The following is a 16347-nucleotide window of genomic DNA, read 5'->3' on the forward strand; positions in this document are numbered from 1 at the left end:
GCTCGGCTCCGGCTCAGCTCCGGTCGTCGACGGGCCGCTGCTCGGCGGGCGCGTTCCGTGCGGCCTGCTCCTCCTCGCGACGGCGTCGACCGAGCACGCGTCCGACGACGACGGCGACCGGGACCGCGACGGCGACCCAGAGGGCCGCGACGATTCCGAATGGTGACACTGCTCCGACCTCCTGTGACGAACTGCCGGCGGGACGGCACGGGAGCGTCGACCATCGGCGTGCGGAGCGGGAAGCGGTGTCACTCCGCCGTCGTGGAGCGGACCCGATCGGAGCGGCGCGTCGCTGTCCGGAGCCGGACCGACGCGGCGGTCGTCCCCCGGCCGGAGTGTCCGCAGCCCGTTCGTGCAGGTCCGGGCCGGCAGGCTCGCCGTCTCGGGGCGGGCGCCCGCCGGCGCCCGCCCGCGGGCACTCCCCGTGACGTGGTCCGCGTCGACCGCCCGGACCGGTGACACCCGCCCGCTGAACGCGCATCCGCCCGCGAGACGACACGCCCCACAAGATTCCACGATCGTGTTGATCGAACGGCGGTGGCCGGGACCGGCGCGTTCGACGTGCGGAAACGCCGGCCGTGTCCGGGTCGGTCGCCGGCCGGCCGGGCCCGGCGACCCCCGCGGCCGACCGCGGTCCCGGGGCCGGACACGCTTCGTGTGGCCGGATCCGGTACCCGACCCGTTCGCACGGAGCTCGTCGCACGATGGTTGCTCGGACCACATTTTGCCTGGTCAGACGGGTACCAATACGGCATGTCCTCAACAGATGAACGGGAGTTCGACGTCGACCGGTCCCGGCGCCGCAAGCGCCTGGCCGTGCTCGTCGGCGGCGCGGTCGTCCTCGTCGGTGCCGGGATCGCGCTGGCGGCGTACCTGTCGACCGGTACCGGTACCGGCGAGGCGACCGCGGCGACCGCGGCGAGCTCGACGATCACGCCCGGGACCAGCGGGAGCGGCCTGTACCCGGGCGGCAGCAGCAGCTACACCGTCGAGATCAACAACCCGAACCCCTACCCGGTGCGCGTGACCGAGATCAGCGCCGGATCGTCGGCGACGAACGGGAGCTGCGCGGCCGGCTCGGTGACCAGCGACGCCGTGCCATCGCCTCCGCCCGACGTGATCGAGCCGGGGGAGAGCGGCACCTACACGCTGACGTCGCGGATGATCGCCGACCCGGACAACGGCTGCCAGGGCAGGGCCCTCACGCTCGCGCTGAACGCCACGCTCGCCTCCGCCGCCGAGGACTGAGCCCGCGACGGACCGGATCACAGGAAGTGCGTGGTACTCAGATGAGCTCCTCCGACACGGTGCGCCTGACCGCGGAGAGCCGGACGGCCGGCGGACGGTCGGCGGGAGGCGGTGGCGGGACGCGAGACCGCGGACGCCACCGTCACCGCCACCGTCACCGCCGCCGGCGCCGCCGGCTGCCGTTCTGGGCGGAGCTGCCGCTGCTGCTGCTCGTCGCCGCGGCCGTGACGGTCCTCGTCCAGGGTTTCGTCGTCCGGATCTTCGTCGTCCCCTCGGGTTCGATGGAGCGCACGCTGCACGGGTGCCCGGGGTGCGACAACGACCGCGTCGCCGTCGACAAGCTCGGTTACCGGTTCACCGATCCGGCGCCCGGCGACGTCGTGGTGTTCCGCGGACCGGCGGCGTGGGTGAGCAACGGCGAGGTCTCCACGTCCCGGCCGAAGGATCCGGTGGTGCGCACGCTGCTCGAGATCTACGCCTACGCGAGCCTCTCGGAGCCCTACGAGAAGGACTTCGTCAAGCGGGTCGTCGCGGTCGGTGGCCAGACCGTCTCCTGCTGCGACCCGGAGAACCGCGTCGTCGTGGACGGGAAGCCGGTCGCGGAGCCCTACGTGTACCTCCAGCCGGGAGGTCCGCCACGGCAGGCCCCGTTCGACCCGGTCACGCTCGGCCCTGGCCAGATCTGGGCGATGGGCGACAACCGCAACAACTCCGCCGACTCGCGCGAGCACGGACCGATCACGACCGCCGACGTGATCGGGAAGGTGCGGTTCGTCGTGCTGCCCGTGGACCGGTGGCGCAGCGTCGATGGCTGAGACCGTGACGCACACCCGGCCCGACGTCCCGCCGGTGGGGAGCCGGCGGGCGGCGTTCGCCAGGGTCGCGTTCGGTGCCGCCGTCGCGGCCTCCCTCGGCGTCGGTGGTGGGGTGGCGTCGGCCTCGTGGGCCGGCGGCGGGTCGGGTGACGGGTCGGCGACGGCCGCGTCGCTCGACCCACCGACGACGGCGGCGGTCCCCGGGTCGGCGGTGACGACGGGGGAGCTCTATCCCGGCGCCACCGGGGACGCCGTGGTCACCGTCGTGAACCCCAACCCGGTCCCGATGACGGTGACCTCGGTGGCCGGCTCCGGGCAGCCGACCGCGAGCGGCGGTACCGGTACCTGCGACGTCACCGGCGTCACCCTCACCCCGTCGGACCCCGGACTGCCGGTGGCGGCCGGCGGGTCGGCGACGCTCACCCTGCCCGGAGCGGCCGTGATGTCGACGGAGTCGGAGACCGGATGCCAGAACGCCGTGTTCACGATCCCGGTCACGCTGACCGTCAGCAGCTGATGACCGACGACGTGCCGTCCGGAGGTGGCCGCGATGCCGCGCGTTGAGCGGCGCGTGACGGTCGTCGCCCTGCTGGCCACGCTGGTGATGCTGGTGGGCGGCGGCGTGGCCTGGGCGGCGTGGACGGTCGACGGCTCCGGCTCGGCCACCGGCCGCGCCGGGGCGCTGGCCGCGCCGACCACCGGCTCGGTCGGCACGGCGTCCTGCACGTCGGCGACGACGGCCACCCTGCCGGTGAGCTTCGCGCCGGCCGACCGCGCCACCGGCTACCGGGTGCAGTGGTCGGACTCGCCGGCGTTCACCAGCCCGACCACGACGACGACCACCGGGACGTCGACCACGCTGACGATCACCGGCGCCGGCACGGCGAAGACCGTCCACGTCCGGGTGCTGAGCACGCTGGGAGCGTGGGTGAGCGGATCGAGCCCGGTCGCCTCCGCACCGGTCGGGCCGTGCGGGCCGACCTGCACCGCGGGCAGCACGACCGTCACCGCCAGCGGCGACGCGTGGATCGACGAGGCGGACCCGACGGCCAACCACGGGTCGGACCCGACGCTGTCCGTCTCGTCGTCGAACAGCGGCGACCAGCGGGCCCTCGTGCAGTTCGACCTCCCGGCCCTGCCCGACGGGTGCACGCTCACCGGCGCGACCCTGCAGATGTACCACGCGTCCGGCACGGCGGGACGGACGATCCTCGCCGGCCGCAACACGTCGAGCTGGACGGCGAGCACCGTGACCAACGACAACCGCCCGACCAGCTCGATCACCGACGCGGGCAGCAGCGTCAGCCCGTCCGAGCCCGGCACCACGCAGCAGTGGGCGGTGACCCCCGTCGTCGCGGCCCAGTACCGGGGACCGAACCACGGGTTCGTGGTGCGGGACCAGACCGAGAACAGCTCGCCGGCAGCGACGCAGAGCTACTCCTCGACGGAGGGGGGTCGTCCTCCGCAGCTGGTCCTCACCTACGGGTGATCTCTACCGGACCGGTGGGACGAAAGGGAACGGCGGCCGGACCCCCGCACGGGGCCGGCCGCCGTTCCTTGTTGCGGGAGGGTGGCTTCAGTAGGCGCCGCCGCCGCGGAGCACGGCGCCGACGGTGCGGACGAGGATCGTGAGGTCGAGGGCCGGGGACCAGGTGTCGACGTAGCGGGCGTCGAGGCGGATGGACTCGTCCCAGGACAGGTTGCTGCGGCCGGAGACCTGCCAGAGGCCGGTGAGGCCGGGCTTGGCGTCGAGGCGGCGGGCGGCGAGCGGGCAGTAGTGGGCGACCTCGCGCGGGAGGGCGGGGCGGGGACCGACGAGGGCCATGGTGCCGCCGACGACGTTGAACAGCTGCGGGAGCTCGTCGAGCGAGTACGTGCGGAGGAACTGGCCGACGCGGGTGATGCGCGGGTCGCGGGCCATCTTGAACAGGGGACCGGCGGCCTCGTTGCGCTCGATCAGCGCGGCGAGCCTGGCCTCGGCGTCGACGACCATCGAGCGGAACTTGATCATCCGGAACTCGCGGCCGTCGTGACCGACGCGAGTCTGGCGGAAGAGGACCGGGCCGCCGTCGAGCTTGACGGCGATGGCGACCGCCAGCAGGACCGGCGCGACGATCAGGAGGATCAGCGAGGCGACGACGGCGTTGAGGACCGCGTAGAAGCGGCCGGCGCGCCGCGGCGCGGTGACATCCGTCGACCGGCGAACGGCCACGTGCTCGAGGACGGTGTCGGCGGTGAGTGCCGGTGCGGCGGCAGTCATCTCGGTGTTCCCCCAAGATCCGGTGCGCCGGCCTTGCGGCCGGGTGTCACCTGATCTTTCGGGGCGGTGGTCCGGCCCATTAGCCGATCGCGAGCGGGATCCACAAAGCTGATGAACGCTCACGGACGTGATCGGGAGCAGTCTCCTGCGCGAGGGCGGGGTCGCCCGTCACAATGGACGGGTGGGAGGGACCTCGGCGGACGTGTTCCGCGTGCTGTTCGTGTGCACCGGCAACATCTGCCGGTCACCCAGCGCCGAGATCCTGACCCGGCACCTGCTGCGCGGCCGGCTCGGTGGTCGGGAGGCGGCGCGGTTCGACGTCCGCAGCGCCGGTGTGCAGGCGGTCGTCGGCTCCGGGATCCATCCGATGGCGCGTGCCCAGCTGGCGCCGTGGGGTCTCGACGACGCGCACTCCGCGGGCTTTGTCGCCCGCCAGCTGCGCGGTGACGTCCTGGCCGGGGTCGATCTCGTCCTCGGTGCCACGCCCCGGCACCGCTCCGCGATCCTCGAGGAGTTCCCACATCTGCTGGACCGCACGTTCAGCCTGCGCGAGTTCGCCCGCCTGGCGGCCGAGCTCCCCCGGGAGACGCTCCCGCCGGACGCCGTCGCACGCGGGCACTCCGTCGTGGCCGGGGCGCGCGGGATGCGGGGGCGGGTCCCCGCGCCGGACGACGACGACATCCCGGACCCGATGGGCGGCCCGCCCGAGGCCCACCGGCTGTCCACCACACTCATCTTCGACGCACTGCGGACGGTCCTCGACGTCCTCGCGCCGCGGAATCCCCCGGCGCCGCCGTCGGGTCCGCCGCGCAGGCCACTGCCGCCGCCGCAGGTCCGACACCCGGCGCAGCAGTTCCGGGGAGCCTGAACGGAAAGCAGACGGCGGCCGGACCCCCGCACGGGGCCGGCCGCCGTCTGTGTCGCCGGGGAGCGGTTCAGTAGGCGCCACCGCCGCGGAGCACGGCGCCGACGGTGCGGACCAGGATCTTCAGGTCGAGGACCGGGGACCAGGTGTTCACGTAGGTGGCGTCGAGGCGGATCGACTCGTCCCAGGAGAGGTTGCTGCGCCCGGAGACCTGCCACAGGCCGGTCAGGCCCGGCTTGGCGGCGAGGCGGCGCAGGGCCAGCGGGCAGTACAGCGCGACCTCGCGGGGCAGGGCGGGGCGGGGGCCGACGAGGGCCATGGTGCCGCCGACGACGTTGAACAGCTGCGGCAGCTCGTCGAGCGAGAACTTGCGGAGGAACTGGCCGACGCGGGTGATCCGCGGGTCGCGCTGCATCTTGAACAGCGGGCCTGCGCCCTCGTTCTGGGCGATCAGAGCGACGAGCTTGGACTCGGCGTCCACGACCATCGAGCGGAACTTGATCATCGAGAACTCCCGGCCGTCCTCGCCGACTCGCGTCTGGCGGAAGAAGACGGGGCCGCCGTCGAGCTTCACGGCCAGGGCGACGACCAGCAGCACCGGTGCGGCGGCCAGCAGGATCAGGGTCGCGACGACGGCGTTGAGGACCGCGTAGACGGCGCCGGCGCGGCGGGCCGGTGAAGCGGAGTCGAGCGTGTCGATCTCGTCGACGGGCCCGCGCTGGGCGGGGATGGTGATCAGCTCGGAGGTGAGGGCCGGTGCGGCGGCGGTCATCTCGTGTCCCTTGTTCGGTGGTGGCCGGTCTGACGCACGGAATGTCGACCGGTCCGAACGGCCTATTAGCGATAGAGCCGTCGGATCCACAAAGCTGATGATCGAGCAGGCCGGTGACCTGGACCACATGGCCTGCGAACTGCGGAAACGACCGATGCGACGACTTGGCGAGAACCAGCCACCTACAGCTGACCTGCGTCGACGGCCCGGTTGACAGGTAACCGGCATCTCGGATGGACTCTCCGGGTTCCGAGGTCGAGGCCAGAGGGGGCGGGACGTGCGGGGGTTCCGATTGAGCGGCGGTGCGGTGGCACTGACGCTGCTCAGCATCGCGACCGTCGTCATGCTCGTGCTCGCGATCCAGAAGCAAGCGTCCCTGTCGTCCGGGGGAGCGTCGGCCGCGGCCGCCACCCCACCTCCGCCGCCACCGCAGCCGTCCGTCGCGTTCGTCGCCGACGGGTACACCTCCGGCTCACCCAGCGGGGGAGAGGGACCTGCCAGCTACACGGCGCTCCTGGCAGCCCGTGAGGGGTGGCGCGTCACGAACCCGGCCGTCTACGGCTCCGGCTACGTCGCCGGCGCACCACTGAGCGACCAGGTGCAGAAGGTGGTCGACGCCCGACCACAACTCGTCGTCGTGTCTGGCGGTCGCGCCGACTCCGGGAGCGATCCGGACGCCGTCCGCGACGCCGCGGGACGCCTCTTCCAGGACCTGAAGACGCGCCTACCCCAGGCCAAGGTGGTCGTGATCGGGCCGATGTGGATCGGTGGGGACGCGCCGCGGCGGATGGCTGAGGTGCGCGACGCGATCCGGGACACCGCGGCGGAGGCCAGGCTCCCGTTCGTCGACCCGATCGAGGAGCGCTGGTTCAACGACCGCGACCAGGACGGCCTGACGCCGGACGGGGAGAACCTGAACGACCGCGGCCACCAGCGGCTGTCCGAGCTCGTCGACGACGCGCTGCGGAAGGTGAACGTGCTGCCGCAGTGAGCCACGGTGGTCGAGCGCTCCGCCATCGCGCAGTGCGACGCGAGGTCGGTCCGGCGCATCCGGCCCGGCGGCCACGACGAGCGCCCCGCGTTCCGCACCCCGTCCTGGGTGGCGATGATGTTCAGCGCCCGCATGGGCATCGGGCTGATGTTCTACGGCGTTGCGGAGCCGCTGGCGTTCTACACCGAATCGCCTCCCGGCCCGGTCCCGCCGGGGGACCGGGTCGGTGCGGTGCGCAACGCCGTGGCGACCTCGCTGTTCCGCTGGACGCTGCACCCGTGGCGATCTACGCCGTGGTCGGGCTCGCCATCGCCTACTCGTCGTTCCGCAGCGGTCGGCGACACCTCATCAGCTCGGTGTCCGTACCGCTGATCGGCGCGAGTGCGGCGAGCGAGTGGCTCGGCAAGGTCAACGACATCGTCGCCATCTTCGGCTCCGCCACGTCGCTCGGCCTCGGCGCGCTGCAGATCGCCGGCGGGCTGGAGGCGACCGGCGTGGCGTCCTCGGTGGGCAACGGCGTGCTCGTCCCGACCTCGGGTGATCTTCGCCAGGAACACCCTACGAACGGGGGCCCAGGCCGGACCCGTAAACGGAGGTGGCGGACGTTCAATCGAGGCCCCTGGTGGGTGGTCTGAGACACGCGCTCACATCCTGACCACGATCCCAGGGATTAGTGAGCGCGCCGCGCAGGTGTCGGCCGTGGCGCGCGGCCGCCGGTCACTTCCGAGCTACTCACCATGGCGGAGCGCCATCGCTCTACCGGCAGTCACGTCGCGGACACGGAACATCCGCCCGTTCAGCTGGGCGGATGTGCCATCGCAAGTCACAATGGGTTAATGGACCGAGCCAGAGAGACGAAGCCCGTGGGTACGGACGGACGATGCCGCCCGGTCTTGATCTGAATCGGCAACGTCCACGGCCTATCTACCGCGGCAACCCAGGCGCACCGTCTGCTCATGAGCCGCTCCGGATGCATGCGGGCCGCCTCGCATCGACGTCGCGAGAGCCGGTTCTCAGGCCGTAATCGGCTCTGGCATGCAACCAACATCTCCGGGGCAACTCGCGCCGTGGAGCCTCGACGGCAAACTCTCCGGTTGCTGTGCCACGCCCTGGATTCTGAAGGACGTGGTCAGCGGTGCGAATCTCTGGTCGTCGGCCTCTCTCCGCGGCCCCAATCCACGACAATCGAGGAGATTACCGTACTCGCGTGCTGGCGCCATTGCGGCTGCGACTACCCCATCGGGTCCGAATAGGCGGGCCTGCCGTTCCACTCATGAGAGTTCGATATCTACGCAGGTGCAAATCCAGGCGTAGCGAATAACGGGATCTCGGACGGACCTGACCCGGACAGCCTTTTAGTGATTCCTCATCGTGGCTATTTCGACAAGATCAATTCGATCTTGGATACCAGCGTACCGTAGTGGCATCCGTATTAAACCGGTTCTCCGTCTACGACCCTCTCGCGCCAAAGAGTAGAAGTCTTCGCCGGGCCGGAAGGGAAGGAGCCTGCTTCGCGCCTGATAGCGGCGAGATGTCTGACGCCTCGGCTCATCCACAACCCGTCGAGAACTCAACCTACTGCTCCGCCGGTGGGCGATCTGTCTGTCCCTGATAGACGCAGTGATCCTCCGAGTATCGCGAGGTCATCGGGACCGACTGCGGCGCGTCCAGGAGTCCGCAACGGCCCGGCCGCCACTGCCAGCACGCGGACGGATGGGCCAGTCACGTCCGATGCGGGCGGCGCGATAGAGTTCGCACCACCGGGTCACGACAACGACCAGACACGATCCGAGCGGGAGTGAACGCTAGAAGCAGTCGTTTACCGTTCCTGACGGAAGCCACAATATGCGGAGGGTGAGCGAGGCTATTGACTAGTGTTCGAGGACGGAGTCGCAGGGTGAGCACCGAAGGATATTCACAGACTGTCCGCAAATCTCGGGTCATCACAGCTCCACTCGTGCCCATAGGAATAGAGAGGGCCGTACCTAGCCTCACCATTCGGCTGGTCAAGCGCACGTCACAAGCCACCGTATGTATGTGGCCCGCGTCCGGGGCACTGGCTGTAAGCGGACATGATGCGTCCTCGATCCGACAGGAAGGGTATCGGTGAGTAGCCAGACCAGCCAAGCCGAGGCTTCCGTACGGCCAGGCTCTGTAATGGTTGTTGTATCGGACTACCGTGGTCATCGACTTCTATACATTCGATCAATCATTGAGGAGTCGCACCGCCGAAACAGGCCAATCATACTCCTGGGGTGTTCGGGATTCTTGAAATCCGATGAGTACGCTCTTCATATTTCGGGTCTGCGAACTGACTTGGTGGCCGAGGTGTCCCAGGTCGACTTCTCGACCGTACGTAAGATTGCGAAGAGGTACGGGGCTTCAACTGTAATTATTCCCGACGGCGACCAATTTCTGCCTTCAGCTACATTTCGTCGCTGGAAACAAGGCGAGCTGAGGCTGCTGGTCATGCGGGCCCCCTCCTTTCCGCCGAGCCGGCCAGTCAACCTCGTCAAGCTGCTATGTATATGGATCGCTTCCTTTCGGAAGAATATTTCCGTCTTTGTTCTGACATCCGCACTCCGGCGCACCGTGAAGCGCTTCGAGGTACGGGATCCGATCTACATTGAGCAATCGAACGCGATGGTCGGCCGGGCGATCGCAGACGAGATCTTCGGGAGCCGAGTGGAGCGGCCTTACTGTTTCGGCGTCGTGGGGTCTGTTACTTGGCGCAAGAATATCGATCTCGTCCTTGACGCGTGTGTAGCACTAGATTTCGATTGGATGCTTATATTTGCAGGGAAAATTGAGCCGCGAGTCCGACGTGTCATCACTAGTTCCGTAGCTAGCAATCCTGATTTCGCACAACGGATTGTTATAATTGACAGGCTTCTTACTGATGCAGAGTTGGACCACGTAATCAGAACAATCGATTGCATTATTCTCGCCCACTCTAACGACGGTCCAAGCGGTGTTATGGGCCGGGCGTCGGCGATAGGGACGCGGGTAGTAGCGGCCGGAGCTCCAACACTTGAGAAAGACTGCTTAGACTGGCCCGAGGGAGCCGAGTTTACTCGATTGGGGGCGTCGAGTATCGGAGATGCGATGAACCGAGCCATGCGGCTTTCAAAGCCGCAGCCTAATATCGGTACATTGAACTCACAACCCGACTTTCTTCGAAAGATGATCGGATGACCTCGGACCGGTCAGCCGCAAAAGCCTCGCTTGGTGGTCAAGCGGTTTCGATCGCGATCGGACTCGGTGCTTCGCAACTACTGACGGCGGTGATATTCGTCGCCGCGGCGCGCGCAAGTTCACCTCAGAACTTTGGTGTAGTGGCGGCCGCTGTGTCTCTTGGCCTAGTAGTTGCGGGCGTAGTTGACTTCGGGACGAGCAACATGTGGGTTCGTGACCTCGCGAACGGGAACTCTCATATAGGCGAGGTCAGCGCTCGCGCAACGGGGAAGATCTGCATTTGCGTCTTAATCTTTGGTGTCTCGGGCCTCGTAACGATAGCAGGTGGGGTCGACTGGCGCTATCTAGCAGCATGCCCCATAGGTATATCGTTCCTTCTCAAGCAGACAGCAGATGTGGGGCTTCGGGCCGGGTCGCGGGGACATCACTACGCGATATCTGGCCTAATTGACAAGGCAACCGCTTTTGCCCTCTTTCTCACACTGCTGGCATTGGAAGCGCCAGCTGACCTGGCAATGTGTATCGCTCTTAGCGCAGGCCCAATCTTCGGTGGAGCTTTTAGTTGGATCGTGACATCCCCTAGCCTTCGGGTTACGCCCCGTTCGAGCTTCTTGAAATTCTGGCCGTGGAGACGAGCGCTTGGATACGGATCCTACTCGTCGGCGATTAGTCTTCAGAATCTTGACGTGTCCTTGCTGGCGTTATTCGGCGGTCCGCAGTCGGCTGGCTTATACGGAGCTGTAACCAGATGGACACAGCCGATGGGAATGGTGTCGACGGCCGTCTCGAGCGCATCGATCCCATACATCGCGAAGGCTCCAAGCAACGCAGCGGCTATCGCCCAGGTAAGGCGAACGTATTGGATCCTGGGTCTTGCCATTCTCGCATGCGTCTGCGTGGCCAGCTTCGCACCAGTGTTGGTTCCTCTATTGGTCGGCGACGCGTACTCGGGATCGGTGGGGATTCTCCAGATACTTGCGTTGGGGACGATCCCAGCGGTTCTCAATCAACCCATGGCTGTGTTCCTACAAGCTCGTCATTTTGACCGATTCGTTTCGGTTGTCATAGGAATTGGGGTTGGGGTTCAGCTTACCAGCTTGATTGGCCTGATTCCGTTAATGGGGGCACTCAGCGCGGCTGTGGCATTCCTCCTCGCTCAGATAGTGATCTTTTCCGGTTTCTCAGCAAAGTTCGCTCGCCTCAGAAGGCAGATGATGTAGATGGTGCGAATCGCTCACCTGGTACCGTCGGCGCAGATCGGTGGTGCGGAAGCACTAGTCGAGAGTCTCGTTGAAGAAAGCCGCGAGCACGGCATAAGTCCGATGACTCTTGTTCACCTGCATAGGTCAGATTCCGATCTTCGCCGGAGCAGGTTTTCGATTATTGCCGACCTCCGATCAAGGTTAGCGAGAGAGGAGTTCGACGTTCTCTTTGCACACAGCATCTTTCCGGCAATGTATGCGAGATTCTCAACCCCTCGTCCCGTATGTATTGTCTTGCACAGCGCGGGGGACGACTATACGCACTGGAAGTTCCGGATCATTGAACGGTTGCTTGCCACTCGCACGTCTGGAGTCGTTGGTGTGTCCGCGGCTCAACTCGCGCGGTTCATGCGAAGATTTCCAAGACACCCACGCCCCACGGTCATTCCGAACGGTGTGTCGAACTCGCTCCCGACGAAGCAGGAATATCGTGACGCCCCGCAGGACATATTTACTGTTGGTCGTTTCGCAACCCAGAAGAATCCAGAGTTGTGGTCCAAGATTTGTGCTGGACTGAAGGGTAGGTTTTGCTTTAGCTGGATTGGTCCGCTACCAGAGGAAGGGTCTCTTCAAGTAGTGGCTACACGCAGTATGGAAGATGGCGCTAAGCTCCTGGGACCGTCTAATGATGTCGGCTATGATCTTATGGCCGCAGATCTACTTCTCCACACTTCGCATCGTGAGGCCCACTCGGTCGTTCTGCTAGAGGCTGCGGCGGTTGGGGTTCCAATCGTATGTCCAAGCAATATTGCACCGGAGATTGCAGGGGTCTGTCTGGCTGCCGCAACCTTTGAGGCGGACTCTTCATCGTCTGCGATTCACGCAATACAATCTGTTGGAGAAAGCTACGGAGAAGCGGTCGCGCACGCCCGGGTCGTGCAGAATCTAGTACGTGAGACTCATAGCCTGTCGGTCACGTTCCGTTCGTATTGCACACTAGCGGCCGATATCGTCGGTAGCGAGATCGAAGGGTCTGGGGTTGATGAGTAGAACGAATAGAGTAGTACTCCTCCATACTATTCTTCCGGCCTATCGCCAGGATTTTCTCGAGGAGGTAGCCTACCGGCTCGGTAACCGGTTCTCCGCAGTTGCCGGATTGAGATCGGCTCCGCCAGTTGTAACTACGGAGGTTTCTTTTCCGATTCTCTCTGTTAGAAATCGGTACTTCCTTGGCGGGCGCGTCTACGTTCAAACGGGCGCAGCGATGCTCCAGGCGTTAGATGCGGCCGTCCTTATCGTCGATATGAACCCCAGATGCTTGACCACGTGGTTACTCGTACTGTTACGTCGGATCCTAGGGCGTAGAACGTTAGGTTGGGGTCACGCGTTCCCGAGGAGTGGCCCGGATTCCGGCTCCGACCGAGTTAGGTCTGTATTAAGATCTCTTTGCGGAGAAGTATGTGTCTATACGTTTGGACAACGGCGACAGCTTCTCGAGCATCAACCGAAGATTGGCTCGGTTTACGTAGTTCCGAATGCGACGCAGCGGCGTGTCAATCCGGTTTCAAGGGGCCGTAGGATTAATCTGCTGTATTGCGGTCGGCTGTCTGTACTGAAGCGTCCCGATCTTTTGGTTGAGGCATACGCCTGTGCAAGAGCGTCGATTCCTTCAGGTGCAAGACTCGTCATAATTGGAAGTGGCCCGATGGAGGAGAGGCTTCGCGCGCTTGTCCGCGATTTAGGCGTCGAGGCTTCGGTCGATTTCGAGGGTGCCGTCTCTGATTCGCAACGACTGAAAGGTTTCTATCAAGACGCCTTGGTCTCGGTTTCACCTGGATATGTCGGCCTGGCCTTAACTCAGTCGCTCGCTTTCGGCGTTCCGATGATTATCGCAGATGATGAACCGCATGCTCCGGAGGTCGAGCTAGCAAACTCTGCTAACTCTCGATTCTTCAATGCGCGATCCAAGGAGGCACTTAGCGAGGAGATTGTCGACGTCTTTCGGTCCCGGGACGATTGGATCGAGAGTTCGGTGACGATTTCCAACGAATGTCAGCAATACTATACAGCTGAGGCGATGGCTAAGTCATTTGTGGCTGCAGCAACTCGGCGAGACGAGGGCCACGATTCGATGGAGGTATTTCGGTGACAAGGGTTCCAATTACCGCAATCATTCTTACTAAGAATGAAGCTCGTGTCATCGAGCGCACAATTCATTCTCTTCTATGTCTCGATCAAGTTGTTGTTGTTGACTCGGCCAGCGAGGACGGAACGCCGGCGATTGCCAGGGGTGCCGGCGCGGACGTTGTCGACTTCTTGTGGGACGGTCAGTATCCTAAGAAGAAGCAATGGGCGCTAGAGCATAGCGACATCAGGAATCGATGGGTCTTGTTCGTGGATGCCGATGAGATATTTACCCGTTCTCTGCTGGACGAGATGGGTCAGCAGATTCTCTGTCGGTCGTCGTCAGCCGACTCGCCCGGTGCATATTCCGTCGAGTATGCTTATCGTTTCGACGGTCGGATCTTGCATCATGGGCATCGGGTACGTAAGGTAGTACTTCTTGATAAAGACAGGTGCCATTTCCCGGTTGTAGATGATCTAAATGTAGCAAATATGTGGGAAGTCGAAGGACATTATCAGCCGGTGATTGATGGTGAAGTGGGGGCATTGAGTGGAGAGGTCGTGCACGACGATGTCGACCCCCTGTACTCCTACTTTGCCCGTCATAATCGGTATTCTGACTGGGAAGCGCATCTGAGGGTCAACAAGTCTGCTCAACGGCAGGTTAGAGCGTCCAAGACTCTGCAAGGGCGAATCTTTGATCGATTGCCTTTGAAGCCGCTTCTGTTCTTCGTCTACTCGTATGTACTGCGGGCAGGGTTCAGGGATGGAATCCCGGGCTTAAACTACGCGTTGAGCTTGGCGTTCTACTACTGGCAGATCAACGTGAAGACGCGCGAGGCTAGGCGTGCCGGATAGCGTAAACCGCGCTCGACGGGGAGCTCTTCACGGAATGCGGAGAGTTGTTGAACCTGCCCAAAGCGGGTAACGGGACGCGCCCGTTCGCAACCAGGTCGGGGCGGTGAGGGTCGATGCCGAGATAGGCACGTACGGCCCGGGCGTCTGGGGGTTCGGCAGGCAGCCCGTGACGTTGAGGTACGCGAACGCGTCGATAGTCCTAGATACTGGTCTGCCCAGGAACGAATCGCCCGGTGCCGTCTGGACACGGTGTCGCACGACTAGCTGGCCAGAGGGGTCCGATGCCGTCCAGCGTCGACCTGTCAGGGTGGCTGTTCTGGTGCAATAGGGCCTATTGCGCCGGGTGCATGTATCGCACGCTCCACTCGACCCGTCGTGCGGTGATATCAAGAAGGGGTGTAGGAAACGAGTTGGAGTCCCGGATCCAACAGAGGCGAGGTCGGATCGTGGTGGGATCGTGGCACCCGGCGGTATGGCGAACACCCCACGTGCCCGGCCGGAGCGCGTTCTGGTGGTGGGCAGTCGTCTGCTTGTGTGCGTTTGCCGCTGGAGGGCTTGCGGCAAACGCGCCAATCGTGATGGCGGTGGCGGTAGCGGCGCTCTTACTTATCCCGCCGCTGGTCAAGAGCGGGAAGGCTCGAGTGCTATACACGCTCCTCGGAGGCCTACTGGTCCTCGGCCCGCCCGGAGTCGGCGTCACCAAGCTCGCCTACCTGGCTGGGCTGCTGGTCGCCGCCGCGGTATCGATACCGCACATCAACCGACGTATGGCTGAGCCATGGTTTCGGTCGTATCGGTGGGTCGTCCCGACGATAATACTGATGGGTGGCGCGCTGGCCACGTCGTTCTTGGTCGCGCAGATCAACGGCATCTCGCCAGAGTCCTGGCTGCGGGACGCCCTGCCTTACATCCTGCTGATCGGTTCGCCAATCATCGCCCTCGGGGCAGTCCACGATCTGTCCCGCGACTGGTGCTTCCGGATGATTGCCGTGGTCGGCGTCATCTCGGCGGTCGCGTTCGCGGTCGACTGGCTTAGCAGGCGGGGTGTCAGTACGTTGCCTGTGAGCCGGTTCGCGTTCGGTTCCGCGGCGATGATCGCGTTCGCGTTCGGGTTCCTGCTGGTGCGGGCACTGCTGCGGAGGCGACACCGGATATGGTGGGGCGCGGCCGCACTGCTGATGCCGCTATCGATCCTGATCACTGGAAGCCGGACGGCGCTGATCCTGTTCGCGGCGGTCGGAGCGGCGATTGGCCCGCTGGCACGGGAGAGGATCCCCCCGATCCGAGCGGTGATGTGTGTGGGCGCCGCCGCGCTGATCGTGTGGACAGCACTTCCAGTCCTGGGGAGCGCGCTGATCTCGAATCCAGAATTCCTCGGTTCGAGAATCGAGGCCGCGGAACGAGTCCTGACTGGTAGCGCCGACGCCGATCAGTCGTACGAGGGTCGCGCCAGTCAGACCACGCAGGCGGCGGGGGCTATCGCCAATGCCCCGGTGTTCGGGGTCGGGCTGGGGCACCAGTTCGAGGTCCCGGGGCGGGACGAGCCGAACAGATCCAACATCGACTCGCCGCTCGGCCCGGTTGCGAAGCTTGGACTGTTCGGTACCGGAGCGCTGGTCTGTTTCTTGGCGGCTCTGGTCCGCCCGATTGTGATCGGTTCTCGGGAACGACCAGATTTCGTGTACACGGCGTGTTGGTCGTTCGTAGTGCTGTTCCTGGTGCAGATCCCATTCGGCTCGTTCGTCGAGGATAAGGGCCTCAGCTTCGCCGTCCTGCTATTCGTTGCTGTCACCGCGGCGACCGCTTACGGTCGACGCTCCAAAGCGCCCGTGCTAAACGGAAAATCCGTGTCGGCTCCGCCGGGTGCGGTCAGGTCGAGCACGCTGAAGTAGCCGTTGGAGACTTCCGACGATGCTGTGAGCGTGTACACGACATCCGAGATCCCTCGGAGAGATATGGATGGTGATACGCGTGAACGTGCCGATCAGGCTAAAGCCCGCTCCCGATCTCGCGTCTG

12 protein-coding genes and 3 pseudogenes are annotated in these 16347 nt (G+C 65.0%); 12 read left to right on the forward strand and 3 right to left on the reverse strand.

Annotated elements, in window-relative coordinates; genetic code table 11:
* Positions 1–13 precede the first annotated feature (13 nt).
* Positions 14–169, reverse strand: a complete 156-nt coding sequence (locus tag EV378_RS35510; RefSeq protein WP_165922461.1) for a hypothetical protein — start codon at positions 167–169, stop codon at positions 14–16.
* Positions 170–753: 584 nt separating this feature from the next.
* On the opposite strand from EV378_RS35510, the gene EV378_RS24265 reads away from it, so the two are divergent.
* The 4 genes from EV378_RS24265 to EV378_RS24280 are packed head-to-tail and all read left to right on the forward strand — an operon-like array spanning position 754 to position 3552.
* Complete coding sequence (locus EV378_RS24265; RefSeq protein WP_132429731.1) at positions 754–1248, forward strand: hypothetical protein; 495 nt, start codon at positions 754–756, stop codon at positions 1246–1248.
* 41 nt (positions 1249–1289) lie between these two features.
* On the forward strand, positions 1290–2063 hold the full coding sequence (gene lepB / locus EV378_RS24270) for a signal peptidase I (protein ID WP_132429732.1): 774 nt from the start codon (positions 1290–1292) through the stop codon (positions 2061–2063).
* A complete protein-coding gene (locus EV378_RS24275; RefSeq protein ID WP_207908850.1) occupies positions 2056–2580 on the forward strand; it encodes a hypothetical protein in 525 nt (174 codons plus the stop codon). Before lepB ends, EV378_RS24275 begins: the two co-directional genes overlap by 8 nt.
* A gap of 33 nt (positions 2581–2613) precedes the next feature.
* Entirely contained in the window at positions 2614–3552 is a 939-nt protein-coding gene (locus EV378_RS24280) for a DNRLRE domain-containing protein (protein WP_132429733.1), read from the forward strand.
* Positions 3553–3639: 87 nt separating this feature from the next.
* Here the strand turns inward: EV378_RS24280 and EV378_RS24285 are convergent.
* Positions 3640–4203: pseudogene (locus tag EV378_RS24285) on the reverse strand (sugar transferase); the annotation flags it as partial.
* A 301-nt stretch (positions 4204–4504) separates the two neighbouring features.
* Between EV378_RS24285 and EV378_RS36005 the strand changes: the two are divergent.
* Complete coding sequence (locus EV378_RS36005; RefSeq protein WP_207908851.1) at positions 4505–5191, forward strand: arsenate reductase/protein-tyrosine-phosphatase family protein; 687 nt, start codon at positions 4505–4507, stop codon at positions 5189–5191.
* 67 nt (positions 5192–5258) lie between these two features.
* On the opposite strand, the pseudogene EV378_RS36485 reads toward EV378_RS36005, so the two are convergent.
* Positions 5259–5834, reverse strand: a pseudogene (locus tag EV378_RS36485) (sugar transferase); the annotation flags it as partial.
* Between the two features lie 433 nt (positions 5835–6267).
* Between EV378_RS36485 and EV378_RS24300 the strand changes: the two are divergent.
* From EV378_RS24300 to EV378_RS24330, 7 genes and pseudogenes are all read left to right on the forward strand, one after another.
* On the forward strand, positions 6268–6951 hold the full coding sequence (locus EV378_RS24300) for an SGNH/GDSL hydrolase family protein (RefSeq protein WP_132429737.1): 684 nt from the start codon (positions 6268–6270) through the stop codon (positions 6949–6951).
* 54 nt (positions 6952–7005) lie between these two features.
* Positions 7006–7478: pseudogene (locus EV378_RS24305) on the forward strand (BCCT family transporter); the annotation flags it as partial.
* Between the two features lie 2664 nt (positions 7479–10142).
* The gene (locus EV378_RS24310) at positions 10143–11366 is read left to right on the forward strand and encodes a lipopolysaccharide biosynthesis protein (protein ID WP_132429738.1); all 1224 of its coding nucleotides are present in this window, start codon (positions 10143–10145) and stop codon (positions 11364–11366) included.
* A gap of 102 nt (positions 11367–11468) precedes the next feature.
* Complete coding sequence (locus tag EV378_RS37115; protein ID WP_424511272.1) at positions 11469–12398, forward strand: glycosyltransferase; 930 nt, start codon at positions 11469–11471, stop codon at positions 12396–12398.
* Between the two features lie 253 nt (positions 12399–12651).
* Positions 12652–13497 (forward strand): glycosyltransferase, encoded by an 846-nt coding sequence (locus EV378_RS24320; protein WP_243653952.1) that lies wholly within the window; start codon positions 12652–12654, stop codon positions 13495–13497.
* Positions 13494–14330 (forward strand): glycosyltransferase family 2 protein, encoded by an 837-nt coding sequence (locus EV378_RS24325; RefSeq protein WP_207908852.1) that lies wholly within the window; start codon positions 13494–13496, stop codon positions 14328–14330. Before EV378_RS24320 ends, EV378_RS24325 begins: the two co-directional genes overlap by 4 nt.
* Positions 14331–15151: 821 nt before the next feature.
* Positions 15152–16222 (forward strand): O-antigen ligase family protein, encoded by a 1071-nt coding sequence (locus tag EV378_RS24330; RefSeq protein ID WP_165922462.1) that lies wholly within the window; start codon positions 15152–15154, stop codon positions 16220–16222.
* Positions 16223–16347 lie beyond the last annotated feature (125 nt).

Source organism: Pseudonocardia endophytica (assembly GCF_004339565.1).
GTDB lineage: Bacteria > Actinomycetota > Actinomycetes > Mycobacteriales > Pseudonocardiaceae > Pseudonocardia > Pseudonocardia endophytica.

Bases quoted from the DNA above. Each gene is read 5' to 3' on its own strand.
- lepB (WP_132429732.1), top strand. From the start codon at position 1,290: ATGAGCTCCTCCGACACGGTGCGCCTGACCGCGGAGAGCCGGACGGCC.
- EV378_RS24330 (WP_165922462.1), top strand. From the start codon at position 15,152: ATGGGTGGCGCGCTGGCCACGTCGTTCTTGGTCGCGCAGATCAACGGC.
- EV378_RS24310 (WP_132429738.1), top strand. From the start codon at position 10,143: ATGACCTCGGACCGGTCAGCCGCAAAAGCCTCGCTTGGTGGTCAAGCG.
- EV378_RS24280 (WP_132429733.1), top strand. From the start codon at position 2,614: ATGCCGCGCGTTGAGCGGCGCGTGACGGTCGTCGCCCTGCTGGCCACG.
- EV378_RS37115 (WP_424511272.1), top strand. From the start codon at position 11,469: ATGACTCTTGTTCACCTGCATAGGTCAGATTCCGATCTTCGCCGGAGC.
- EV378_RS24265 (WP_132429731.1), top strand. From the start codon at position 754: ATGTCCTCAACAGATGAACGGGAGTTCGACGTCGACCGGTCCCGGCGC.
- EV378_RS24275 (WP_207908850.1), top strand. From the start codon at position 2,056: ATGGCTGAGACCGTGACGCACACCCGGCCCGACGTCCCGCCGGTGGGG.
- EV378_RS24320 (WP_243653952.1), top strand. From the start codon at position 12,652: ATGAACCCCAGATGCTTGACCACGTGGTTACTCGTACTGTTACGTCGG.